This is a genomic window from Alsobacter sp. SYSU BS001988, from assembly GCF_054796215.1.
On sequence record NZ_JBTAMK010000001.1, the window covers coordinates 874,456 to 895,437 of the forward strand.

The following is a 20,982-nucleotide window of genomic DNA, read 5'->3' on the forward strand; positions in this document are numbered from 1 at the left end:
GCCAGCGCCGGCCTGCGCCTCACCCGGCCTTGCGGCGTCCGGGGCGGGCGGCCGGGGAGGTTCGGATCTCCTTCGGCGCAGCGTCTCCCGCCTCCACCGGTCGACCGGGAGCCGCGGCAGGTGCAGCGCCAGCAGGCGCGAGCCTTCCAGCCTGCGCGAAGGCTCCGGGCCTGGAGCTCCAGTCCGGGGCGGCCCGGCCGGGGCCGTCTCGCCGAGCGTCGCGGAACGCGTGTTCATCGGGGTTCCACTCCATGATCCAGCGGTCGCCTTCCCGGCCCGCCTGGGCGTCGTCGGGATCGGCCTCGCATGCGTCGGGACGGCCGGCCGGAGACGCGGCCCTGGCGGGCGCCGACAGCGCGTCCGCGCCCGATTGGCGGCTGCGCGCCAGGGTGACGGCGAAGGCCGGGCGGCCCACCCCGCGCGCCGGCGTCGGCAGGCTCGGGGCGGGTCCCACCATCCAGCGGGTCGCGGCGCCGCCCGGGCCTTCCCGCGCGCCGGGGCGCAGCAGCACCGCCGTGACCCCCGACGCCTCCGCCGCCAGAGCGAGGCGCCGCGTCGCCGTGAGGTCCAGCGTCCTGGGATCGCCCCAGGGCTCGACCAGCACCGCCCCGACGGCCGGGCAGCGCAGGCCCTCCTCGGCCGCCCGCAGCGCGTCGGCGGCGTCGGCGGCCGTCACCAGGATCAGGCGCGAGGGATCGAGCCCGTAGGCGGCGAGGCCCGGCCCATAGGGCGAGCCGGCCTCCAGGGTCGAGAAATCCTGCCGCACCCACAGCCAGTGCGCGGCGCGCTCCCCCGCGCCGGTGAGGCGCGCCGCGATCCCGAGCGCGAACCCGCAGGCCGGCAGCGGGGCGGCCGGCTCGGTCGAGCGCACCTCGTGCAGCGCCCCCCGGCGCAGGCCGCCGCCCAGCGCCCGGTCCGCCCCGGCATGGCCGAGGGTGGCGAAGGCGGCCGCCGGCCGCAGCGCGCGCGCCTGTCCGTCCGCCCCGATGGCGGCGATGCGCTCGCGCAGCGCGGAGACGACGAAAGGCGACGCGGATGCGGGCATGGCTCCACGGGGGTTGGTCAGCGGTGAAATGTGTTCTGTCTTTGTTCTCTATGGATTCCAGCGATTGACGAAGGAGTCAACGAGAGTCTTTCTCCAGGATGCGGGAACGCGTCGGGAACGCGCGCGCCCGCCCAGGCTCCGCTTCCCCAAGCCGCTGAATTGGCCCGGAAATCCCGGCTACGCGGCTTCCAGCATCTGGAAGAACCGCTCCACCTCTTCGCGCATGGCGACGGCCTGGCGGTCGATCTCGCGCACGATGGACAAGAAGGTGCCGGCGCTCTGGGCGCTTTCGAACGAGGACGCGTCCACGTCCTCGGCGAGCTTGGCCATGGCCTGCGCGCCGTCCGCGGTCGACCGGATCGTGGCCGCGATGCTGGCCGTCGAGGCGCGCTGCTGGTCGGCCGTCACCGCGATGGCGGCCGAGATCTCGTCCACTTCGGCGATCTTGGTCTGGATCGCCCGCAGGGCGGCGGCCGATCCGGCCCCGGCCCGCTGCATCGAATCGATCTGCTCGGCGATCTCCGCCGTGGCGCGGGCGGTCTGCGAGGCCAGCGACTTCACCTCCGCGGCCACCACGGCGAAGCCGCGGCCGGCCTCGCCGGCGCGGGCCGCCTCGATGGTGGCGTTGAGGGCCAGGAGGTTGGTCTGCCCGGCGATCTCGCCGATGACCTGCACGACGCCGCCCACCCGGTTCGAAATGGCGGCGAGATCGTCGACCGAGAAGCCGGTCTGGCGCGCGGTCTCGACGGTCTGGCGCACGATCGCGGCCGATTCCACGATGCGCCGTTCGATGTCCTCCACCGAGCGCGACAGCTGCTCGGCCGACGCCGCCGCCTGCGACACCTCCGCGGCGGCCTTGCGGGAGGATTCGGTCAGGAACTCGCTGCCCATGCGCGAGCGGCCGGACGAGGCCGTCATGGCCCCGGCCGCTTCGGCCAGCTGGGTGATCAGGCCGCCGATCTCGTTGATCCAGGCCCGGAGCCGCTGGTCGAAGCTCATGGCGCGGCCCTTGACCTCGGCCTGGCGCCGCAGCACGGCCTCGCGGTCGTCGCGGCTCTTCAGCTCGGTCACCAGATCGTTGTTGCGCTTCACGGCGTCCCGCAGCACGGCGAGAGCGCGGTTCATGTCGCCGATCTCGTCGAAGCGGTCCTGCGGCGGCAGCGCGATGGTGGTGTCGCCTTCCGCCAGCCGCGTCATCGAGCGGGTGAGCTCCTCGATCGGCCGGGCGATCACCACCAAGCTGAGGAAGAAGGCGAGGCCCACCGCGACGACCACGCAGGTGAGCGCGATCATGGACACCAGCGCCTGCATGGCGCTGACCTCCTGGGCGGCCTCCCGGCTCTGGGCCAGCATCCTGGCCTGGGCGCGGGTCTTGAGCAGCTGCAGGTCGCCCGTCAGCCGCAGCCGCACGACCCTGGCCTCGTCGGCGTTGCCGAGCGCCCTGGCCGCGGCGGGGTCGCCGGCCGACGCCATCCCGGCGAGCCTCTTGCGGAACGCCACGAAGCGGGCGACGCCTTCGCGGATGGCCGCGGGCCCGATGTCGGCGCCGGCGACGTCGTCGGCCCAGCCCAGATCCATGGCTTCGATCTCGGCCAGCACGGCCTCCAGGCGGCGGACGGCGGGCTCGGCCGCCGCGCCGGTCGCCGCGAGATAGACCCCGCGCGACTCCATCACGGCTTCCTTCACCAGCCCGTCCAGGCGCTCGGCCATCAGGGCCTCGCGGGCGGCGCGGTCGACCCCGGGAAGCTTCTCGCCCACCTGTCGGGCCGCCAGCGTCGCATGCAACGCGATGGTCAGAGCCACCGCGGCGAGCAGCGACAACGCCAGGAAGAGCTTCGACTTGACCGAAAAGCGGTACAGCATGGGTCCGGGGGCAGCGTGATGACGCGGTTGTCGGCCGCCATCATGCGTCAGGTCAGGTTAACGAAACGCAAGATCTGCCCGTTAAACGCGCATTTGCGTTGAACAAAGGCGCCGGCGGGGGCGTTCAGCCGGCGCGCCGTTCGGCGATCAGCAACCCCACGCCGCTCGCGATGATGAGCGCCGCGCCGCCGAACACCGCCGCCTTGGGGATGTCGCCCCAGATCGCGAAACCGAAGATGAAGGCCCAGACCAGGGCCGAATATTCGAAGGGGGCCACCGCGGAGGCGGGCGCGTGCCGGAAGCCCTCGAAGACGAAATACTGCCCGGCGCCGCCCGCCACGCCGAGGCCCAGCAGCAGCAGCGCCTGCGTGACGGTCGGGGTCACCCACAGGAAGGGCAGCGCCGCCGCGCAGCCCACCGCGAAGATGAAGTTGGAGGCGATCATCTGCGTGGCGGTCGCCTCGGTGCGGCTGATGATGCGGACCAGCACGTTGGTCCAGGCCCACAGGAAGGCCGAGCCCAGCACCATGGCGGCCGGCAGGAGGTCGACGGTCCCGCCCGGGTCGGACGCCAGCGCCACCCCGGCGAAGCCGACGCCGGCCGCGATCCAGCGCGCCAGCGTGACCTTCTCCTTCAGGATCAGGATGGACAGCACCATGACGAAGATCGGGGCCGCGAAATAGAGCGTCACCAGCTCGGCCAGGGGCAGCCACTTGGCGGCCGAGTAATAGGAGAGCCACGCCGCCAGGATCAGCACGCCCCGGCCCAGCAGCGCCCCCTTGCGGCGGCTGCGCAGGGCGGCCCCATAGACGTGCGGCCCCGCCAGGACGCCGGCGAAGAGCATGATCATGACGCTGCGCGCGAACAGGATCTCGAACACCGGCAGGTCGGCCACGAGCCATTTCACGATGGCGTCCTGCACGCTGAAGCAGGCGTAGCCGCACATCGCCAGCCCGATCCCGGTCATCACGCGCGGCGGTCCGAAGGCCGGCGTCGGCAGGGCGGGACTCTCGGTCGGAGGCGGCTGCATCGGGGGCGCGGACCATCGGCGGTGGAACAGGGAAGCGGCGGGGCGGCGGCGCGTCCCGCCGGAACGCGCCCCCTTCTGTCATCCCCTCGCCCCCGGCGCCAGACGCGGGCCGGCATGGCCCCCATGCCGGCGGGCGGCGGGGCGGCCAGAGGCGTGCGACTTGCCGTGGGCCGGCAGGGGCCTTAGCTGTCGGGCGTGACGCGAGGACGACGCCGTGACCCCAACCTCACCTGCCAAGACCCCGATCGCGGTGACCATCGCGGGCTCCGATTCCGGCGGCGGCGCCGGAATCCAGGCCGACCTGAAGACCTTCTCGGCCCTGGGCGTCTATGGGGCGACCGTCGTCACCGCCCTGACGGCCCAGAACACCGTGGGCGTGCAGGGCATCCATGACGTCCCGGCCGACTTCATCGCGCAGCAGATGGAGTCCGTCTTCTCCGATCTGGCGGTCGACGCCGTGAAGATCGGCATGCTGTCGCAGGCCGCCGTCATCGAGACCGTCGCGGCCGGACTGGACCGGCGCGGCGTCTCCCGGATCGTGCTCGATCCGGTGATGATCGCCACCAGCGGCGACCGGCTGATCGCGCTGGACGCCGTCCAGGCGCTGCGGACCGTGCTGATCCCGCGCGCCTGCCTGATCACCCCGAACCTGCCGGAAGCGGCGGCGCTGCTGGACGCGCCCGTCGCCCATCGCGAGGACGAGATGCGCCGCCAGGGCGAGGCGCTGCTGGCGGCGGGCGCGCGCGCCGTGCTGATGAAGGGCGGCCACGGAGCGGGCGACCGCAGCGTCGACCTGCTGGTCGAGCCGGCCGGGACGACCCGCTTCGAGGGCCCCCGCGTGGCGACCCGCAACACCCACGGCACGGGCTGCTCGCTCTCGGCCGCCATCGCGGCCGGGCTCGCCAAGGGCCTGGACCTGCGGGAGGCGGTGGGCGCCGCCAAGATTTGGCTCACGTCCGCCCTGCAGGCCGCCGACGCGCTGCGGATCGGGCGTGGCCACGGCCCGGTGCACCACTTCCACGCCTGGTGGTAGGCCCCCGCCTCAGCGGGCGACGGCGTAGCGCTCCACCGGCTCCACGGTCTGGATCAGGCCGCGGTCCTTCATGAACTGCGCGAACCGGGAGTAGCGGGTCTTGTCGAGCGCCGCCGGGCTGGCGGCGAGCCGCTTCAGCGTATCGGTCCAGGCGGTCTTGTTCAGCTCGTCGTCGAGCTTGGGATTGGCCTTCACGAAGGCGCTCCACGCCTCGTCGGGGTCGTTGAGGATCGACAGGGTCGCCAACTCGACCGCGTCCAGGAAGCGCTGCACCCGCGCGTCCCGGGCGCGGTCCTGCCGGACGATGTAGATCAGCTCGTCATAGGGCGGGACGCCGTGCTCCTCCGGGTAGAAGGCCCGGCCGGCCTTGCCGGCGAGCCGCAGCTCGGTCAGCTCGAAATTGCGGAAGGCGCCGATCACGGCGTCCACCTGCCCGGCCATCAGCGCCGGGGTCAGGGCGAAGTTGATGTTGACCAGCTTCACGTCCGTCAGCTTCAGCCCGGCCTCGGCCAGCATGGTGGAGAGCAGCGCCTCCTCGAAGCCGGCGATGGAGTAGCCCACGGTCCTGCCCTTGAGGTCCGCGATGGTCTTCACCGGGCCGTCGGCGAGCGCGACGAGGCTGTTCAGGGGCGTCGCCACCGCGGCGCCGACCCGGATCACCGGCATCCCTTCCTGGACCTGCTGGTAGAGGTTGGGCTGGTACGAGATGGCGATGTCGCCCTGTCCGGCCGCGACCAGCCGGGGCGGCGCGGACGGATCGGCGGGCTCCACCAGGGTCACGTCGAGCCCGGCCTTGGCGAAGAAGCCCTTCTCCTTGGCGACCACCAGGGCGGCGTGGTCGGGATTGACGAACCAGTCGAGCAGGACGGTGAGCTTCTCGACCGGCTGGGCCTGCGCCGGCTTCGCCGGGAGGCCGGCCAGGGGAGCGGCGGCCGCGAACATCAGCAGGCCGAAGAGGAGGGAGCGAACGCGCATCGTCGGACCTTTCAGGGAGGGAAGCGTCAGGCTTTCGATCGGGAGAGGACGGGACCGGAGAAGCCCGGCCCGAGGCTGTCGGGCGCCCAGCGCAGCCAGCGCCGCGTCAGGCGGTCGACCAGCATCCACAGCGCCACCGACATCGCGGCCAGCACCGCCAGGGAGGCGAACACCATGTCGGTCTGCGAGCGGCCATTGGCGTGCAGGATCAGGAGGCCGAGGCCCGCCGAAGAGCCCACCCATTCGCCCACGATCGCCCCGATGGGGGCCACGGCGGCGGCGATGCGCAGGCCCGCCGCCCAGGACGGCAGCGCGGACGGGATGCGGATCATCCACAGGCTCTGGAGCGGCGTCGCGCCATGCAGGCGCGCCAGCTCCAGGAGGCCCGGATCGGTGCGGCGGAGCCCCTCGAGGCCGTTGGTGGCGACCGGAAAGAAGATGATCAGGGTGGCCATCACCACCTTGGACGCGAGCCCGAAGCCGAACCACACCACCAGCAGGGGCGCGATCGCGAACACCGGCAGCGCCTGGCTGACGACCAGGATCGGGCCCAGGGCCCGCTCCAGGGCGGGCCAGCGCGACATCGCCAGCGCGGCCGCGAGCCCGGCCAGCGAACCGGACGCGAAACCGCACAGGATCTCGACGAGCGTGGTCAGGGCCTCCGCGCCTATCACCGGCCAGCGGTGGACGAGCGTCGCCAGGATGCGGCTCGGCGCCGGCAGCAGATAGGCGGGCGCGTCCGTCAGCCGCACCCCGACCTCCCAGGCCAGGACCAATGCGGCCGCGGTGACCCACGCGAGCGGATCGAAACGCCAGGCGGGGCGTCGCGCGGGACCTGGACGGATGTCGGGGGGGCTCGTCGCCATCTCACGTTCCCTCCGCCGGTGCGAGCCGGATCAGGTTCGACGAGTTGGCGGGACGCCTCTCAGCGCCTTCTGCGGAAGGCGCACCCCGACGAGAGATGCTCCACACCTACCCCGAGAGCCGACGCCCGCGCAAGGCCGCCCGTCGCGCCGCACGCCTCTCCCATGGGCGGACGGTTGACACCCCCGCCGGCGGGAAGCGACGGTGGCGCCGGGGCCGCCATGCGTGGAGGCCTGGCCGCCCGCCGCGCGAGTCGCGGCGGGATGGACCGATGCTGGCCCGGGGAGTTCAAGCTGGACGCGAAACGGGAAAAGCGGCTCCTGCTGGTGCTGGGTCTGTGCGGCTTTGCGAGCGCCTTCGCGGCGCGCTCCACCGACCCCATGGTCAACTCCATCGCGGCCCAGTTCCAGGCGCCCGTCGCCACGGTGGCGCTGCTGTCGTCCTGCTACGCCCTTCCGTATGGGCTGGGGCAGCCCGTGCTGGGCCCCATGGGGGACGCGGCGGGAAAGACCTCCGTGCTGCGCATCTGCCTCGTGGTGTTCGCCCTGGCGCTGGCGGCCGGCGTCTTCGCCATGTCGCTGGAGCAGCTCTTCGTCAGCCGCATCCTGGCCGGGGTGGCGGCGGGCGGCGTCATCCCGCTGGCCCTTGCGATGGTGGGCGACGCCTTCGCGTATGAGCGCCGGCAGGTGGCGATCTCGCGCTTCCTGGCCGCCGCCCTCATCGGCCAGCTTCTCGGCGTGACCTCCTCCGGGGTCATGGCCGACTGGGTCGGCTGGCGCGGCGCCCTGGCCGTCACGGCCCTGGCGGCCCTGCTGGCGGTCGTGGGCGTCTTCGCCGGGCTTCCGGCCGAGGCCGTCCGCCGCGAGCGGTCGCGGTTCAGCGTCGCGGACGCGATCGGGCGCTACCGGCTGGTCTTCGCCAATCCGCGCTCCCTGGTGTGCTTCGGGACCGTCTTCGTCGAGGGCCTCGCCATCTACGGGGTCCTGCCCTTCGTGCCCGAGCTGCTCCAGGCGCGCGGGGGCGGCACGGCGACCCAGGCCGGCTTCGTCATCGCCGGGCTCGGACTCGGCGGGATGGCGTTCTCGGCCTCGGTGTCGTTGCTGCTGCGCCGGTTCCCGGTCTATCTCCTGATGCGGGCCGGCGGCCTCCTGGGCGGGCTCGGGCTCGCCGGGCTGGCCGCGGCGCCCGACTGGCTCACCATGCTGGCCTGCTTCACGGCGCTCGGATTCGGCTTCTTCATGCTCCACAACTCGCTGCAGAACCGCGCCACCGAACTGGCCCCGACCGCGCGCGGCTCGGCCATCGCGCTGCACGCCTTTTTCTTTTTCCTGGGCCAGGCGCTGGCCCCGCCGGCGTTCGGCGCCGGCCTGCACCGGCTGGGCGCCGCGCCCGCGCTGCTCGCCTGCGCGGTCATCCTCGCCCTGGGGGGCGTGGCCGCGGGCCTGCTGCTCAAGCGCGCCGACATCCGGGAGGGCCTCGCCTGATGGACGCGCCCGGCTCCATCGCGATCTATGTCGACGCGGACGCCTGCCCGGTGAAGGCGGAGGTCTACCGCGTCGCCGAGCGCCATCGCCTGCGCGTCTTCGTGGTCGCCAACAGCTTCATGCAGATCCCGCGCGACCCCATGATCGAGCGGGTCGTCGTGCCGGCCGGGCCGGACGCCGCGGACGACTGGATCGCCGAGCGGGCCGTGCGCGGGGCGGTGGTGATCACCGCCGACATCCCGCTCGCCAGCCGCTGCATCAAGTCCGGGGCCGACGTGATCGGGCCGACCGGCAAGCCGTTCACGCCGGATTCGATCGGCATGGCGCTGGCCTCCCGCAACCTGATGGAGGAGCTGCGCTCCGCCGGGGAGACCACCGGCGGCCCGCGGCCCTTCTCGCCGCGCGACCGCTCCGCCTTCCTGTCGGCCCTCGACCTCGCCATCGTGCGGCTGAAGCGGGCTGGCTTCACGCCCTGAGGCGCCGGGAGCGCGTCCTCAGCGGGCCGCCACCATGACGATCTCGACCGTGTAGTCGGGCGCCGCCAGCTTCGCCTCGACGGTGGCGCGCGCCGGGGTGTTCCCCTGCGAGACCCAGGAGTCCCACACGGCGTTCATCTCCTGGAACGTCTTGATGTCGGCGAGATAGATCGTCGCCGACAGGATCCTGGTCTTGTCGCTGCCGGCTTCCGCCAGCGTCTCGTCGATCTGGGCCAGGATGTCGCGGGTCTGCTCGCCGACGCTCTTGCCCTTGGCGGCGTCGGCGACGTGGCCGGCGAGATAGATCGTGTTTCCGTGCACCACGGCGTCGCTCATGCGCGGGCCGCAACCGATGCGTTCGATGGTCATCATGTTCCTCCTGGATGGGAGCCCCCGATTAGAGGGGCGGCGCCAGGAGCGCAACCGGGATCAGGCGGCCGCGGGACAGGGCGGGTCCGCATGCACCCTCACCGCGCTGGCCGGATGCCTGGCGAGCATCGCCGGGGGACGGACGGGGCGCGCCGCAAACTCGCCGCCGCAATTCGGGCAGCGGCCGCCGAGACGCGTCTCCACGCAGTCGCGGCAGAACGTGCACTCATAGGTGCAGATCATCGCCTCGCGGCTGTCGGGCGGCAGGTCCTTGTCGCAACACTCGCAATTGGGTCGCAGCGCCAGCATGGCGGGGCTCCTTGGGGGCCGAGCCACCCATCCTAACCGCAGAAAACACCACTGTGAAGCCACCGCCGCCCTTCCGTCGCCGGAAGGGTGAGGCGCGGCCCATGCGAAGCTCAGTGCGCCTCGTCCCAGTTGTGGGCGGCGCGGGCGTCGACCTGGAGCGGGACGGAGAGGTTCACGGCCGGGTGCGGAGCCTCCTCCATGACGCGCCGGACGACCGGGATGGTCTTCTCGACCTCCTCGTCCGGAACCTCGAAGACCAGCTCGTCATGGACCTGCAGGAGCATGCGGGCCGCCAGCCGGGCCTTCTCGAGCGCCGGCTCGATGCGCACCATGGCGCGGCGGATGATGTCGGCCGCCGAGCCCTGGATGGGAGCGTTGATGGCGGCGCGCTCCATGAAGGCGCGCTCCTGCGGGTTCTTGGAGTTGATCTGCGGGTAGTGCGCCTTGCGGCCGAAGATGGTCGCCACATAGCCGTTGGAGCGGGCGAAGCGCTTCGTCTCCTCCATGTAGTCGCGGATGCCCGGGAAGCGCTCGAAATACTTCTTGATGTAGGCGCCAGCCTCCTCGCGCGGAATGCCGAGCTGGTTGGCGAGGCCGAAGGCCGAGATGCCGTAGATGATGCCGAAATTGATCGCCTTGGCGCGGCGGCGGACCATCGGGTCCATGCCCTCGACCGGCACGCCGAACATCTCCGACGCCGTCAGCGCGTGGATGTCGATGCCCTCCGCGAAGGCGCGCTTGAGCTGGGGGATGTCGGCCACATGGGCCAGCACGCGCAGCTCGATCTGCGAGTAGTCGGCCGACAGGAGCTTGCAGCCCGGCGCCGACACGAAGGCGGCGCGGATCTTGCGCCCTTCCTCGGTGCGGATCGGGATGTTCTGGATGTTCGGCTCGGAGGAGGAGAGCCGCCCGGTGGTGGTCGACGCCATCGAGAAGCAGGTGTGCACACGCTGGGTCTGCGGGTGCACATAGCCGGGCAGCGCGTCCGTGTAGGTCGACTTCAGCTTGGAGAGCTGGCGCCAGTTGAGGATGCGCGACGGCAGCTCGTGCCCCTGCTCGGCCAGTTCGTCAAGCACGCCGGCGCTGGTCGACCACGCGCCCGTGGCGGTCTTCTTGGCGCCGGGCAGGCCCATCTTGCCGAACAGGATGTCGCCCAGCTGCTTGGGCGAGCCGAGATTGAAGGGCTCGCCGGCCAGCTCGTGGATCTCGGCCTCCAGGCTCGCCATCTTCTGGGCGAACTCGCCCGAGAGGCGCGACAGGATCTGCCGGTCGATGGCGACGCCGCGCTGCTCCATGCGGCCCAGCACGGTGCTGAGCGGCCGCTCCAGCGTCTCATAGGCGGCCGTCATGCCCTCGGCCGGGAGGCGCGACTTCAGCACGTGCCAGAGCCGGAAGGTGACGTCGGCGTCCTCGGCGGCGTATTCGGTCGCCTTGTCGATGGCCACGCGGGCGAAGCCGATGAAGCTCTTGCCGCTGCCGGCGACATGCCCGAACTGGATTGACTGGTGCCCGAGCCAGCGGTCGGCGAGGTCGTCCATGCCGTGGTTGGAGCGCCCCGCGTCCAGCACGTAGGACAGCAGCATCGTGTCGTCGGCGGGCGCCACCTCGACGCCGTGCCGGCGCAGCACCATCCAGTCATATTTGAAGTTCTGCGCCGCCTTGAGGACCCCCTTGGCCTCCATCAGGGGCTTCAGGCGGGCGAGCACGTCCGCCAGGGACAGCTGATCCGGCAGCAGCTCGGCGCCGCCGAAGAGGTCGCCCTTGCCCTCGCCCTTGTGGCCGACCGGGATGTAGCAGGCGCGCCCGGGCGCGGTGGCGAGCGAGAAGCCCACCAGCTCGGCCTGCATGGCGTCGAGCGACGTCGTTTCGGTGTCGAAGGCCACGAAGCCGAGGTCGAAGGCCTCGGCGATCCAGGCGTCGAGCCGGTCGAGGGTGCGGACGGTCTCGTATTTCGACAGGTCGAAAGGGATCGCCCGCATGCGGGCCGCGATCTCGCCCGCCCGGTGGGCGGGGGTCTGGCCCGCCGCGTCGGCGGCCGACGCCGCCGGGACGGCGTTGGCCGCCCCCGGATAGGTTCCGGCCCGGGTCTGGGGGGCGCCCATGGCGGCGCTGCGGCCCGGCCGGGCCGGCGCCTCCGCGTCGCCGCGGACGGCCGGCTCGGCGTTCTCGTGGCCGCCTTGGAAACCGGTCCCCGCCCCGGGGGCGGCCAGACCGGGATCCGCGTCGATCGCGCCGGCGTCGATGCCGTAGGCCTCGCTCACCCGGCGGGTGACGGCGTTGAACTCCATCGCCTTCAGGAAGGAGATCAGCAGCTTCGGATCGGGATCGTGCACGCCGATGCTGTCGATGGGCCGGTTCAGCGGCACGTGCTTGTCGAGCAGCACGAGCCTGCGGGAGAGCCGCGCCTTCTCGGCGTTCTCGATCAGCGCCTCCCGGCGCTTGGGCTGCTTGATCTCGGCGGCGCGGGCCAGCAGCGTCTCCAGGTCGCCATACTCGCCAATGAGCTGCGCGGCGGTCTTCACCCCGATGCCCGGCACGCCCGGGACGTTGTCGATCGGGTCGCCGATGAGCGCCTGGACCTCGACCACCTTCTCGGGCTGCACGCCGAACTTCTCGACCACCTCGTCGCGGCCGATGCGCTTCTCCTTCATGGTGTCGTACATGGTCACGCCGTTGCCGACGAGCTGCATGAGGTCCTTGTCGGAGGCCACGATGGTGGTGGTCGCGCCGGCCTCGCAGGCCAGGCGCGCATAGGTGGCGATGATGTCGTCCGCCTCGTAGTTCTCCTGCTCGACGCAGGGGATGTCGAAGGCCCGCACGGCCTCGCGGATCAGGCGGAACTGCGGCCGCAGGTCGTCCGGCGGCTCCGGGCGCTGGGCCTTGTAGCCGTCATACATGGCGTTGCGGAAGGTCGTGGCCGAGTGGTCGAACACCACCGCCAGATGGGTCGGCTTCTCGCCCGCGACCGAGTCGCGCAGGAGCCGCCACAGCATGTTGCAGAAGCCCGCCACGGCCCCGATCGGCAGCCCGTCGGACTTGCGCGTCAGCGGCGGCAGCGCGTGATAGGCGCGGAAGATGTAGGACGACCCGTCCACCAGGAAGACGTGGTCGCCCTTCTGGACGGGGCGTTCGGCGGATCGGGGGAGGGAGGCGAGGGCGGGTTCGGACATGCCCTCTTCTACACGCCCTCGCGCGCGCGGGCGAGAGGCGGCGGGCGCTCCCGGACGTTACTCCAGCCGTCCCACGGCGGCCTCCACCGCCTCCACGACGCTGTCGAACCGCACCAGTTCGCGGGCCTTGCGCATCTCGCTGGCGTACCAGCGGTCGCCGTCCAAAGCCGGCTCGATGAAGCTGCGGATGGACTCCAGCGCGGCGCGGGACCCGGTCCCGAGCGGATGCGCCCTGGCGACGGGCTCGACCAGCGACAGCGCCTGGGCGGCCATCAGCAGTTCGCCCGCGACGATCTGCTCGACGTTCTCCACCACGGTGCGGGCCTTGCGGGCGCACCAGGTGGAGTTCGACACATGGTCCTCGGCGTTGCTCTTGCCCGGGATGGAGTCGACCGACCCCGGCATGCAGAGCGTGCGGTTCTCCATCACCAGCGCCGACATGGAGCACTGCACGGTGGCGAAGCCCGTGTTGAGGCCCTTCTTGCCCGCCAGCAGGTTGCGGGGCAGGCCGTAGCTCATGGTCGGATCGATGAGCCGCGCCAGCCGGCGCTCGCAGATCGAGCCGAGATCCGCCATCGCGATGGCGAGCAGGTCCATGGCCTGCGCCACATACTGGCCGTGGAAGTGCCCGCCCGACAGGGAGACGTAGCCCCCCTTGGAATCGTCGAAGATCAGCGGGTTGTCGGTGGCCGAGTTGATCTCGGTGGCGATCACGCCGTCGATATAGTCCAGCGCCTGGATCACCGGGCCGTGCACCTGGGGGGCGCAGCGCAGCGAGTAGACGTCCTGCACGCGCGGCGGCGGGGCGACGCCCTCCTTGCGGTTCTCCTCCGGGAACACCGTGAGGCGGGCCGCCTCCGAGCAGCGCTCGCTGTCGCCGATCAGCTTCAGCACGTTGCGGGCCACGGCGGCCTGCCCCGGATGCGGCCGGGCGGCGTGCACGATCGGCAGGAAGGCGACCTTCTCGCAGCGCATCGCCTCCAGGCTGAGGCTGAGCGACACGTCGGCCGCCTTGCGGATGCGCTTGGCGTCCTCCAGCGCCAGCACGGCGATGGCCAGCGACACCGTGGAGCCGTTGATGAGCGCCGAGGCGTCCTTGGCGCCGAGGTCGAAGTCGGGCGTCAGGCCCGCCGCCTCGATCGCCTCGCGGGCCGGCATGCGCTGGCCGCGATAGACGATCTCGGCCTCCGGGAAGCCGCAGACCGCGCCGGCCATGTGGGCCAGCGGCGCGAGGTCGCCGGAGGCGCCCACCGAGCCCTTCGCGGGAATGACCGGGTGCAGGCCGGCGTTGAGGAAGGCGAGCAGCCGCTCGACGAGCTCCACGCGCGGCCCGGAGAAGTTGGACGCGAAGGCGTTGGCGCGCAGCAGCATAGTGGCCCGCACCGCATCCTCGGGCAGCGGCTCGCCGATCCCGGTGGCGTGGGCGTAGATGGTCTTGGTCTGGTAGGAGACCATCTCGGACATCAGCACCCGCTGGTCCTTGAACAGGCCCACCCCGGTGTTGAAGGCGTACATCAGGGGCGCCTGGTCGTTCATCCAGTGCGCGTCGATATAGGCGCGCGTGGCCGCGATGCGGTCGCGCGCCTCGGGCGCCAGCACGGCTTCCTCGAAGGAGCCTGCCGCGTCGGATCGGGCGACCCGCATCACGTCGGCGGCGGTCAGCGTGCGTCCATCGATCTCGATCGCCATCGCGGCTCCCCCTGCGGTTCTGGGGTTCATCCCTACTGCATGGCGGGCGGCGATGTCGACCCGATCAGCAGGGCAGCCTGGTCAGGCTCGGCCTGACGCTGCGGACGATGGCGTCCTTGACCTTCTGGCTGTGCAGGGGCGCGCCCTTCGCGGCGACGACCAGATAATCGGCCCGAAGTCCCAGATATTGCTGCTCGTCGCGGCACATCGGCGGGGTCGTGCAGGCCGTCAGCTGCACGGAGAACTGCGGATCGGGCGGGAAGGCGTAGAACACCTCGCGGCAGCCGCCGGCCGTGATGTCGACCTCCTTCTCGACCGGCGGGAACGGACCGCCGGCGGCGACCGCCAGGACGATGCGGTCGCGTTTCTGCGAAATGACGATGTCGGCCGCCACGACGCCGACCTCGAGCTGCGTTTCGACCCGCTGCTCGGCCAGGACCTGAGCCTTGGCGTCAGGCGCGGCGACGTAGAAAAGAATAGGAAGCACAACTAAAAGACGCATGATCGCAACCTCTCAGGTTTCGATCATCAAGCCATGAGACCTTCAAGACATTCTGAATCTCGAAGGACGAGTCGTCTTCAAAAGCGTTCCGCCGTTGCTTTCACGCTGCGCGTGCATTCTCGCTTTCTACACGCCCAAGCCGCTTTCCGGTCTGGGCGTCGAAGACGTGCACGCAGCGGGCCGGAATGCTCAGCGTCAGCGCCTTCATCCCCGCCGGAACGGCCCCGGTCGCGACCTGGAGGATGAACGGCGCGCCGGCCACGAAGCCGTGCAGCAGCTCGGTGGCGCCCAGCTCCTCGATGAAGTCGATGGCGAAGGGAGTTCCCGGCGCGCCCTGCGGGGCGATCTCCGCCTCCTCGGGCCGCACGCCGACCTCGACGCGGGTTCCCGCCGCGAGGCCGGCCCGCATGTCGTCGGACGCCAGCGTCACCCCGTCCAGGGCCAAGCGGCCGTCCGCCTCCACGACGCCGGGCAGGAGGTTCATGGGCGGCGAGCCGATGAAGGTCGCCACGAAGCGGCTCTCAGGACGGCGGTAGATCTGGGTCGGCGTGCCGATCTGCTCGACCTCGCCGGCGTTCATCACCACGAGCTTGTCCGACAGCGTCATCGCCTCGACCTGGTCGTGCGTCACATAGATCGAGGTGACGCCCAGCGCGCGCTGCAGCTTCTTGATCTCGACGCGCATCTGCACGCGCAGCTTGGCGTCCAGGTTGGAGAGCGGCTCGTCGAACAGGAAGACCTGCGGCTTGCGCACGATGGCGCGGCCCATGGCGACGCGCTGGCGCTGGCCGCCCGAGAGCGCCCGCGGCTTGCGCTGCAGGAAGGGCTCGATCGCCAGGATGCGGGCGGCTTCCGCCACCCGGGCCTCGATCTCGGCCTTGGGCGTGCCGCGGTTGCGCAGGCCATACGCGATGTTGTCGTAGACCGACATGTGCGGGTAGAGCGCGTAGTTCTGGAACACCATCGCGATGTCGCGGTCGGCGGGCTCGATCTCGTTGACGATGCGGCCGCCGATGGCCACGTCGCCGGACGAGATCGTCTCCAGGCCCGCCACCATGCGCAGCAGCGTGGACTTGCCGCAGCCGGAGGGGCCGACCAGCACGCAGAAGCCGCCGTCCGGGATGGAGAAGCTGACGCCCTTCACGGCCTCGACGCCGCCGGCGTAGACCTTGCGGACGTCCCTCAGTGTGACTTCGGCCATGCTTACTTCTCCGTCTCGACGAGGCCGCGCACGAACAGCTTCTGCATCAGCAGCACGACCAGGACCGGCGGCAGCATGGCCAGCACGGCGGTGGTCATCGCGAGCTGCCATTCGGTCAGCGCGTCCTGGGTGACCAGCATCTTCTTGATGCCGATCACGATGGTCTGCATGTTCTCGCGGGTGGTGATCAGAAGCGGCCAGAGATACTGGTTCCACCCATAGATGAACTGGATGACGAACAGCGCCGCGATGGTGGTGATCGACAGCGGCAGGACCGTGTCGACGAAGAACTTCCACGGCCCGGCGCCGTCAATCTTGGACGCCTCGGCCAGTTCGTCCGGGATGGTCATGAAGAACTGCCGGAACAGCAGCGTCGCCGTCGCGGAGGCGATCAGCGGCACCGCCAGGCCCGCATAGGTGTCCAGAAGGCCGAGATCGGCGACGATCTTGTAGGTCGGGTAGATGCGCACCTCGACCGGCAGCATCAGGGTGACGAAGATCAGCCAGAACGCAGCCATGCGGAACGGAAAGCGGAAATACACGACCGCATAGGCCGAGACGATCGAGATCGCGATCTTGCCCACCGCGATCGACATGGCCATCACGAAGCTGTTGAACAGCATCCGGCCGACCGGCTCCCCGGCCGAGCGGGATCCCGCCAGCAGGGTCCGCCGGTAGTTCTCCGGGCCGAAGGGGCCCGGCGTCAGCGGCATCGTCCCGTTGGCGATGGTGCCGGCGTCCCAGGTCGACGCCACGATGGCGAGCCAGACCGGGAAGGCCAGGATGAGGACGCCCAGGCACAGCACGATGTGCGGCAGCGCGTCCGAGAACCAGTGTCGGCGCTCTACCATGGTGAGGATCCTCGCGCGGCGCGCATCAGTAGGTCACCTTGCGCTCGACATAGCGGAACTGGATCGCCGTCAGGGCGATGACGATGACCATCAGCACCACCGACTGCGCCGCCGAGCCGCCGAGGTCGCCGCCCAGCCGGCCGTCCTGGTAGACCTTGTAGACGAGCGTCTCCGTGGCCTTGGCCGGCCCGCCGCGCGTGATGGCGTCGATGATCCCGAAGGTGTCGAAGAAGACATAGACGACGTTGACGACCAGCAGGAAGAAGGTGGTCGGCGACAGCAGCGGGAACACGATGGTCCAGAACCGCCGCGTCGGGCGGGCGCCGTCGATGGCCGCCGCCTCGATCAGGCTCTTGGGGATCGACTGCAGGCCGGCCAGGAAGAACAGGAAATTGTAGGAGATCTGCTTCCAGGTCGCCGCCAGCACGACCAGGATCATGGCGTGGTCGCCGTTCAGCAGCGGGTTCCACGGCACGCCCATGGACTGGAGGCCGCGGCCCAGCATGCCGAGCGAGGGCTGGAACATGAACAGCCACAGCACGCCCGCCACCGCCGGCGCCACCGCGTAGGGCCAGATCAGCAGCGTGCGGTAGATCGTGCCGCCGCGGATCTGCTTGTCCGCCATCACGGCCAGCAGCAACGCCAGGCCCATCGACAGCACCGTCACGGCCGAGGAGAAGATCAGCGTGGTCCCCATCGCGGCGTAGTAGTCGGGCTGCCGGAAGAGATGGACGTAGTTCTCGAGCCCGACGAACTCGGTCGAGGTGCCGAACGCGTCCTCCAGCATGAAGGAGGTCCACACCGCCTGCGAGGCCGGCCAATAGAAAAACACGAGGGTGACGGCGAGCTGCGGCGCCAGCAGCGCGTAGGGCAGCAGCTTGTTGGTGAAGACGGAGCGCTTTTCCATGGAGGCCGTGCGTGAGGGGGCAGGTTGTCGGCGAAGCGCGCGCAAGCAGCGCCGCCCTCACCCTGGCCCTCTCCCCGTCGCCGGGGAGAGGGGAAGACGGCGCCGCCGGCGACCGGACCTCAGCGGCCCGCGGTGCGCTCGAACTGGCGCAGCGTCGCGTTGGAGCGGCTGACCGCGTCGTCCAGCGCCTGCTGCGGCGACTTCTTGCCCGCCAGCGCGTTTTCGAGCTCTTCCGACACCATGTCGCGGATCTGCACCATGTTGCCGAAGCGAAGCCCGCGCGAGTTCTCGGTCGGCTCCTTGTTGGTCAGCTCCTTGAGGGGCGTCTCGCGGTCCGGGAACTGGTTGTAGAAGCCCGACGCCTTGACCTTCTCGTAGGCCGCCTTGGTGATCGGCAGGTAGCCGGACTCGATGTGCAGCTTCGCCTGGCGGTCCGTGTCGGACAGGAAGGTGAAGAACTTCGACACGCCCTTGTACTCGGCCGCCGTCTTGCCGCCCATGACCCACAGCGAGGCGCCGCCGATGATGGAGTTCTGCGGCGCGCCGGCCACGTCCGGGTAATAGGGCATCGGCGCGGCCGCGAAGTCGAACTTCGCGTTGGCCTTGACGTTGCCGTAGAAGCCCGAGGAGGTCAGCATGATCGGGCATTCGCCCGAGGTGAACCGGCCCTCGTTCTCGTTGGTGCGGCCCGAATAGTCGTAGGTCTTGTCCTTCTGCAGCGCGACGAGATCGGTCAGCAGGCGCACATGCAGCGGGCTGTTGAACTTCATCTCGGTGTCGAAGCCGTCGAGGCCGTTGGCCTTGGTGCCCATCGGCACGTTGTGCCAGGCCGAGAACTGCTCCACGAGCGCCCAGGGCGACCACGCGGCCGTGAAGCCGCACTTGTCCCAGCCTGCCGCCTTGAGCTTCTTGCCGGCCTCGAACACCTCCGGCCAGGTCTTCGGGATCTCGGCGATGTTGGCCTTCTTCAGGGCGTCCCGGTTGACCCACATCACCATGGAGGAGGAGTTGAATGGGAAGGACAGCATCTCGCCCTTGGCGGTCGAGTAGTAGCCCGTGATGGCCGGCAGGTAGGACTTGGGATCGAACTTCTCGCCCGCTTCCTGCATCATCTGGCCGACCGGCTTCACGGCGCCCTTGGCGGACATCATGGTGGCGGTGCCGACCTCGAAGACCTGCATGATGTGGGGGGCGTTGCCGGCCCGGAACGCCGCGATGCCGGCGTTCAGCGTGTCGGGGTAGCTGCCCTTGTAGGTGGCCATGACCTTGTAGTCGCTCTGCGAGGCGTTGAAGTCGGCCGCGAGCTTGTTGACCACGTCATTGTTGGCGCCCGTCATCGCGTGCCACCACTGGATCTCGGTCTGGGCGAAGGCCGAGCTCGCCGTCATCATGGCGACGAGGGACGCCGCCACGGTCGTAAGGATCTTCATTCCACTCTCCCTGTCGACTCCGCGCCTGAGGCGGAGCTCTTGTTTTCGTTGTCTGGCAGCCCGGCGCGACGCTCGGGCGACAGCGCTATGACAATCAGATGACGGCGCTTTTCGCAACTGGCGGTCGTGTCACATCGTGGCGCCGACGGTCCACGGCACGAATTCGGCGTCGCCATAGCCGAGCAGCTCCGATTTGGAGCGCTCGCCCGAGGCGATGCGCAGGACCGTGTCGAAGATCTCCTGGCCCTTCTCCTCGATGGACACGCCGTCCAGGATGTCGCCGCAGTTGATGTCCATGTCGTCGAGCATGCGGCGGTAGATCTCGCTGTTGGTGGCGAGCTTGATGGAGGGCGTCGGCTTGCACCCATAGGCCGAGCCGCGGCCCGTCGTGAAGCACAGCACGTTGGCGCCGCCCGCCACCTGGCCGGTCGCCGCCACGGGGTCGTAGCCGGGCGTGTCCATGTAGACGAAGCCCTTGGCGTCGACCTGCTCGGCGTAGTGGTAGACGCCCGCCAGCGTCCTGGTGCCGCCCTTGGCGGCCGCGCCGAGCGACTTCTCCAGGATGGTGGTGAGCCCGCCGAGCTTGTTGCCCGGAGACGGGTTGTTGTTCATCTCCATCTTGTTGCGGGAGGTGTAGTCCTCCCACCAGTGGATCATGCCGACGAGCTTCTCGCCGATCTCGCGCGTCGCGGCGCGGCGGGTGAGCAGGTGCTCGGCCCCGTAGATCTCGGGCGTCTCCGACAGGATGGCGGCGCCGCCGTGTTTCACCAGGATGTCGACGGCCGCGCCCAGCGCCGGGTTGGCGGTGATGCCGGAATAACCATCCGAGCCGCCGCACTGGAGGGCGAGCAGCAGCTCGGAGGCCGGCACGGTCTCGCGCCGGGCCGCGTCCGCGATGGGCAGCATGGTCTTGATGGCCTCGACGCCGGCCTGGACGGTCTTCTTGGTGCCGCCGATCTCCTGGATGGTCATGGTCCGGAAGGTGTCGGACTCCTTGATCCCGTAGGCGTCCTTCCAGCGGCCGATCTGGAAGCCCTCGCAGCCGAGGCCGACCATGACGACGCCCGCCATGTTGGGGTTGGTGGCGTAGCCCCACTGGGTGCGCTTGAGGATGTCGTAGCCTTCGCCCTTGATGTCGAGCGCGCAGCCGCCGCCATGCACGAGCGGGATGACGCCGTCGATGTTGGGGTATTGCTCCAGGATGCCGGAGCGCTCGATCTCGAGCGCCATGAAGCGCGCCACCGAGGCCGAGCAGTTCACCGAGGTGAGGATGCCGATATAGTTGCGCGTGCCGACCTTGCCGTTGGCGCGCCGGAAGCCCTGGAAGGTGGCCTGCAGCTCGACAGGCAGCACCTCCTCGACGCGCGCGTCCTCGGCGAACCGATAGTCGCGCTCGAAGTCGTGCATGCCGACATTGTGCTCGTGCACCCAGTCGCCCGGCGCGATGTCCTTGGACGCGAAGCCGATGATCTGGCCGAACTTGACGATGGGCGAGCCGTCCGGGATCGCCGCGGTGGCCATCTTGTGGCCGCGCGGCACGCGGGCGCGGGCGGTGACGCCTTCGGCGACGGCGCCGACATCCACCGGGTCGACGGCGACCACGACATTGTCCGCCGCATGGAGCCGCACGGTGCGCGGCGCGTTGAGGACCGGAGCGTTCATGGCCTTCCCTTCCTGTTGCGGCGCTCTTGCGGGCCGCCGATCATGTGAGGCGCAAGCCCCGGGGCGGCGCACTCTTTACGCGAATTCTCGGCGGGCGAAAGACCCGCGTCGGCATCCTATCC

General features: G+C 70.4%; 18 protein-coding genes and 1 riboswitch. Of the genes, 3 read left to right on the forward strand and 15 right to left on the reverse strand.

What is annotated here, in order from left to right; all coding sequences use genetic code 11:
• Positions 1-19: 19 nt before the first annotated feature.
• The 3 genes from ACYVO7_RS03720 to ACYVO7_RS03730 form a co-directional block, all read right to left on the reverse strand.
• Positions 20-1,045: an ImuA family protein gene (locus ACYVO7_RS03720; RefSeq protein ID WP_460448479.1), complete on the reverse strand. Its 1,026-nt coding sequence runs from the start codon at positions 1,043-1,045 to the stop codon at positions 20-22.
• A 177-nt stretch (positions 1,046-1,222) separates the two neighbouring features.
• Complete coding sequence (locus ACYVO7_RS03725) at positions 1,223-2,908, reverse strand: methyl-accepting chemotaxis protein (RefSeq protein ID WP_460448480.1); 1,686 nt, start codon at positions 2,906-2,908, stop codon at positions 1,223-1,225.
• A gap of 124 nt (positions 2,909-3,032) precedes the next feature.
• The gene (locus ACYVO7_RS03730; RefSeq protein WP_460448481.1) at positions 3,033-3,938 is read right to left on the reverse strand and encodes a DMT family transporter; all 906 of its coding nucleotides are present in this window, start codon (positions 3,936-3,938) and stop codon (positions 3,033-3,035) included.
• A 214-nt stretch (positions 3,939-4,152) separates the two neighbouring features.
• On the opposite strand from ACYVO7_RS03730, the gene thiD reads away from it, so the two are divergent.
• Complete coding sequence (gene thiD / locus ACYVO7_RS03735; RefSeq protein ID WP_460448482.1) at positions 4,153-4,971, forward strand: bifunctional hydroxymethylpyrimidine kinase/phosphomethylpyrimidine kinase; 819 nt, start codon at positions 4,153-4,155, stop codon at positions 4,969-4,971.
• A gap of 9 nt (positions 4,972-4,980) precedes the next feature.
• Here the strand turns inward: thiD and ACYVO7_RS03740 are convergent, their stop codons facing one another.
• Positions 4,981-5,946, reverse strand: a complete 966-nt coding sequence (locus ACYVO7_RS03740; RefSeq protein ID WP_460448483.1) for an ABC transporter substrate-binding protein — start codon at positions 5,944-5,946, stop codon at positions 4,981-4,983.
• Between the two features lie 26 nt (positions 5,947-5,972).
• On the reverse strand, positions 5,973-6,812 hold the full coding sequence (locus tag ACYVO7_RS03745; protein ID WP_460448484.1) for an ABC transporter permease: 840 nt from the start codon (positions 6,810-6,812) through the stop codon (positions 5,973-5,975).
• Positions 6,803-6,910, reverse strand: a riboswitch (TPP riboswitch). (Overlaps the previous gene by 10 nt.)
• Positions 6,911-7,073: 163 nt before the next feature.
• Here ACYVO7_RS03745 and ACYVO7_RS03750 point away from each other — a divergent pair.
• Together ACYVO7_RS03750 and ACYVO7_RS03755 are read left to right on the forward strand one after the other, a co-directional pair.
• Positions 7,074-8,294, forward strand: a complete 1,221-nt coding sequence (locus ACYVO7_RS03750; protein WP_460448485.1) for an MFS transporter — start codon at positions 7,074-7,076, stop codon at positions 8,292-8,294.
• A complete protein-coding gene (locus tag ACYVO7_RS03755; protein ID WP_460448486.1) occupies positions 8,294-8,770 on the forward strand; it encodes a YaiI/YqxD family protein in 477 nt (158 codons plus the stop codon). The genes ACYVO7_RS03750 and ACYVO7_RS03755 overlap by 1 nt, the downstream gene beginning before the upstream one ends.
• A gap of 18 nt (positions 8,771-8,788) precedes the next feature.
• Here ACYVO7_RS03755 and ACYVO7_RS03760 read toward each other — a convergent pair whose 3' ends face one another.
• The 10 genes from ACYVO7_RS03760 to ACYVO7_RS03805 form a co-directional block, all read right to left on the reverse strand.
• The gene (locus ACYVO7_RS03760; protein ID WP_460448487.1) at positions 8,789-9,139 is read right to left on the reverse strand and encodes a RidA family protein; all 351 of its coding nucleotides are present in this window, start codon (positions 9,137-9,139) and stop codon (positions 8,789-8,791) included.
• A 60-nt stretch (positions 9,140-9,199) separates the two neighbouring features.
• The gene (locus ACYVO7_RS03765; RefSeq protein ID WP_406855781.1) at positions 9,200-9,448 is read right to left on the reverse strand and encodes a DUF1272 domain-containing protein; all 249 of its coding nucleotides are present in this window, start codon (positions 9,446-9,448) and stop codon (positions 9,200-9,202) included.
• A gap of 110 nt (positions 9,449-9,558) precedes the next feature.
• Positions 9,559-12,618: a DNA polymerase I gene (gene polA / locus ACYVO7_RS03770; protein WP_460448488.1), complete on the reverse strand. Its 3,060-nt coding sequence runs from the start codon at positions 12,616-12,618 to the stop codon at positions 9,559-9,561.
• A gap of 57 nt (positions 12,619-12,675) precedes the next feature.
• On the reverse strand, positions 12,676-14,307 hold the full coding sequence (locus tag ACYVO7_RS03775) for an HAL/PAL/TAL family ammonia-lyase (protein WP_460448489.1): 1,632 nt from the start codon (positions 14,305-14,307) through the stop codon (positions 12,676-12,678).
• A gap of 64 nt (positions 14,308-14,371) precedes the next feature.
• Positions 14,372-14,809 carry a hypothetical protein gene (locus tag ACYVO7_RS03780; RefSeq protein ID WP_460448490.1) on the reverse strand — a complete coding sequence of 146 codons (438 nt, stop codon included), beginning with the start codon at positions 14,807-14,809 and terminating at the stop codon, positions 14,372-14,374.
• A gap of 100 nt (positions 14,810-14,909) precedes the next feature.
• The gene (locus ACYVO7_RS03785; RefSeq protein WP_460448491.1) at positions 14,910-16,010 is read right to left on the reverse strand and encodes a sn-glycerol-3-phosphate import ATP-binding protein UgpC; all 1,101 of its coding nucleotides are present in this window, start codon (positions 16,008-16,010) and stop codon (positions 14,910-14,912) included.
• Positions 16,011-16,012: 2 nt separating this feature from the next.
• Positions 16,013-16,861: a sn-glycerol-3-phosphate ABC transporter permease UgpE gene (gene ugpE, locus ACYVO7_RS03790; protein WP_460448492.1), complete on the reverse strand. Its 849-nt coding sequence runs from the start codon at positions 16,859-16,861 to the stop codon at positions 16,013-16,015.
• Positions 16,862-16,886: 25 nt separating this feature from the next.
• On the reverse strand, positions 16,887-17,768 hold the full coding sequence (gene ugpA / locus ACYVO7_RS03795) for a sn-glycerol-3-phosphate ABC transporter permease UgpA (RefSeq protein ID WP_460448493.1): 882 nt from the start codon (positions 17,766-17,768) through the stop codon (positions 16,887-16,889).
• 119 nt (positions 17,769-17,887) lie between these two features.
• The gene (ugpB, locus tag ACYVO7_RS03800) at positions 17,888-19,198 is read right to left on the reverse strand and encodes a sn-glycerol-3-phosphate ABC transporter substrate-binding protein UgpB (RefSeq protein ID WP_460448494.1); all 1,311 of its coding nucleotides are present in this window, start codon (positions 19,196-19,198) and stop codon (positions 17,888-17,890) included.
• 129 nt (positions 19,199-19,327) lie between these two features.
• The gene (locus ACYVO7_RS03805) at positions 19,328-20,860 is read right to left on the reverse strand and encodes a UxaA family hydrolase (RefSeq protein ID WP_460448495.1); all 1,533 of its coding nucleotides are present in this window, start codon (positions 20,858-20,860) and stop codon (positions 19,328-19,330) included.
• Positions 20,861-20,982: the final 122 nt, after the last annotated feature.

What these genes read in the sequence shown, in the direction of transcription:
- ACYVO7_RS03720 (WP_460448479.1), bottom strand. Translation starts at nt 1,045, where the DNA reads ATGCCCGCATCCGCGTCGCCTTTCGTCGTCTCCGCGCTGCGCGAGCGC.
- ACYVO7_RS03725 (WP_460448480.1), bottom strand. Translation starts at nt 2,908, where the DNA reads ATGCTGTACCGCTTTTCGGTCAAGTCGAAGCTCTTCCTGGCGTTGTCG.
- ACYVO7_RS03730 (WP_460448481.1), bottom strand. Translation starts at nt 3,938, where the DNA reads ATGCAGCCGCCTCCGACCGAGAGTCCCGCCCTGCCGACGCCGGCCTTC.
- ACYVO7_RS03740 (WP_460448483.1), bottom strand. Translation starts at nt 5,946, where the DNA reads ATGCGCGTTCGCTCCCTCCTCTTCGGCCTGCTGATGTTCGCGGCCGCC.
- ACYVO7_RS03745 (WP_460448484.1), bottom strand. Translation starts at nt 6,812, where the DNA reads ATGGCGACGAGCCCCCCCGACATCCGTCCAGGTCCCGCGCGACGCCCC.
- ACYVO7_RS03750 (WP_460448485.1), top strand. Translation starts at nt 7,074, where the DNA reads ATGGACCGATGCTGGCCCGGGGAGTTCAAGCTGGACGCGAAACGGGAA.
- ACYVO7_RS03755 (WP_460448486.1), top strand. Translation starts at nt 8,294, where the DNA reads ATGGACGCGCCCGGCTCCATCGCGATCTATGTCGACGCGGACGCCTGC.
- ACYVO7_RS03760 (WP_460448487.1), bottom strand. Translation starts at nt 9,139, where the DNA reads ATGACCATCGAACGCATCGGTTGCGGCCCGCGCATGAGCGACGCCGTG.
- ACYVO7_RS03765 (WP_406855781.1), bottom strand. Translation starts at nt 9,448, where the DNA reads ATGCTGGCGCTGCGACCCAATTGCGAGTGTTGCGACAAGGACCTGCCG.
- polA (WP_460448488.1), bottom strand. Translation starts at nt 12,618, where the DNA reads ATGTCCGAACCCGCCCTCGCCTCCCTCCCCCGATCCGCCGAACGCCCC.
- ACYVO7_RS03775 (WP_460448489.1), bottom strand. Translation starts at nt 14,307, where the DNA reads ATGGCGATCGAGATCGATGGACGCACGCTGACCGCCGCCGACGTGATG.
- ACYVO7_RS03780 (WP_460448490.1), bottom strand. Translation starts at nt 14,809, where the DNA reads ATGCGTCTTTTAGTTGTGCTTCCTATTCTTTTCTACGTCGCCGCGCCT.
- ACYVO7_RS03785 (WP_460448491.1), bottom strand. Translation starts at nt 16,010, where the DNA reads ATGGCCGAAGTCACACTGAGGGACGTCCGCAAGGTCTACGCCGGCGGC.
- ugpE (WP_460448492.1), bottom strand. Translation starts at nt 16,861, where the DNA reads ATGGTAGAGCGCCGACACTGGTTCTCGGACGCGCTGCCGCACATCGTG.
- ugpA (WP_460448493.1), bottom strand. Translation starts at nt 17,768, where the DNA reads ATGGAAAAGCGCTCCGTCTTCACCAACAAGCTGCTGCCCTACGCGCTG.
- ugpB (WP_460448494.1), bottom strand. Translation starts at nt 19,198, where the DNA reads ATGAAGATCCTTACGACCGTGGCGGCGTCCCTCGTCGCCATGATGACG.
- ACYVO7_RS03805 (WP_460448495.1), bottom strand. Translation starts at nt 20,860, where the DNA reads ATGAACGCTCCGGTCCTCAACGCGCCGCGCACCGTGCGGCTCCATGCG.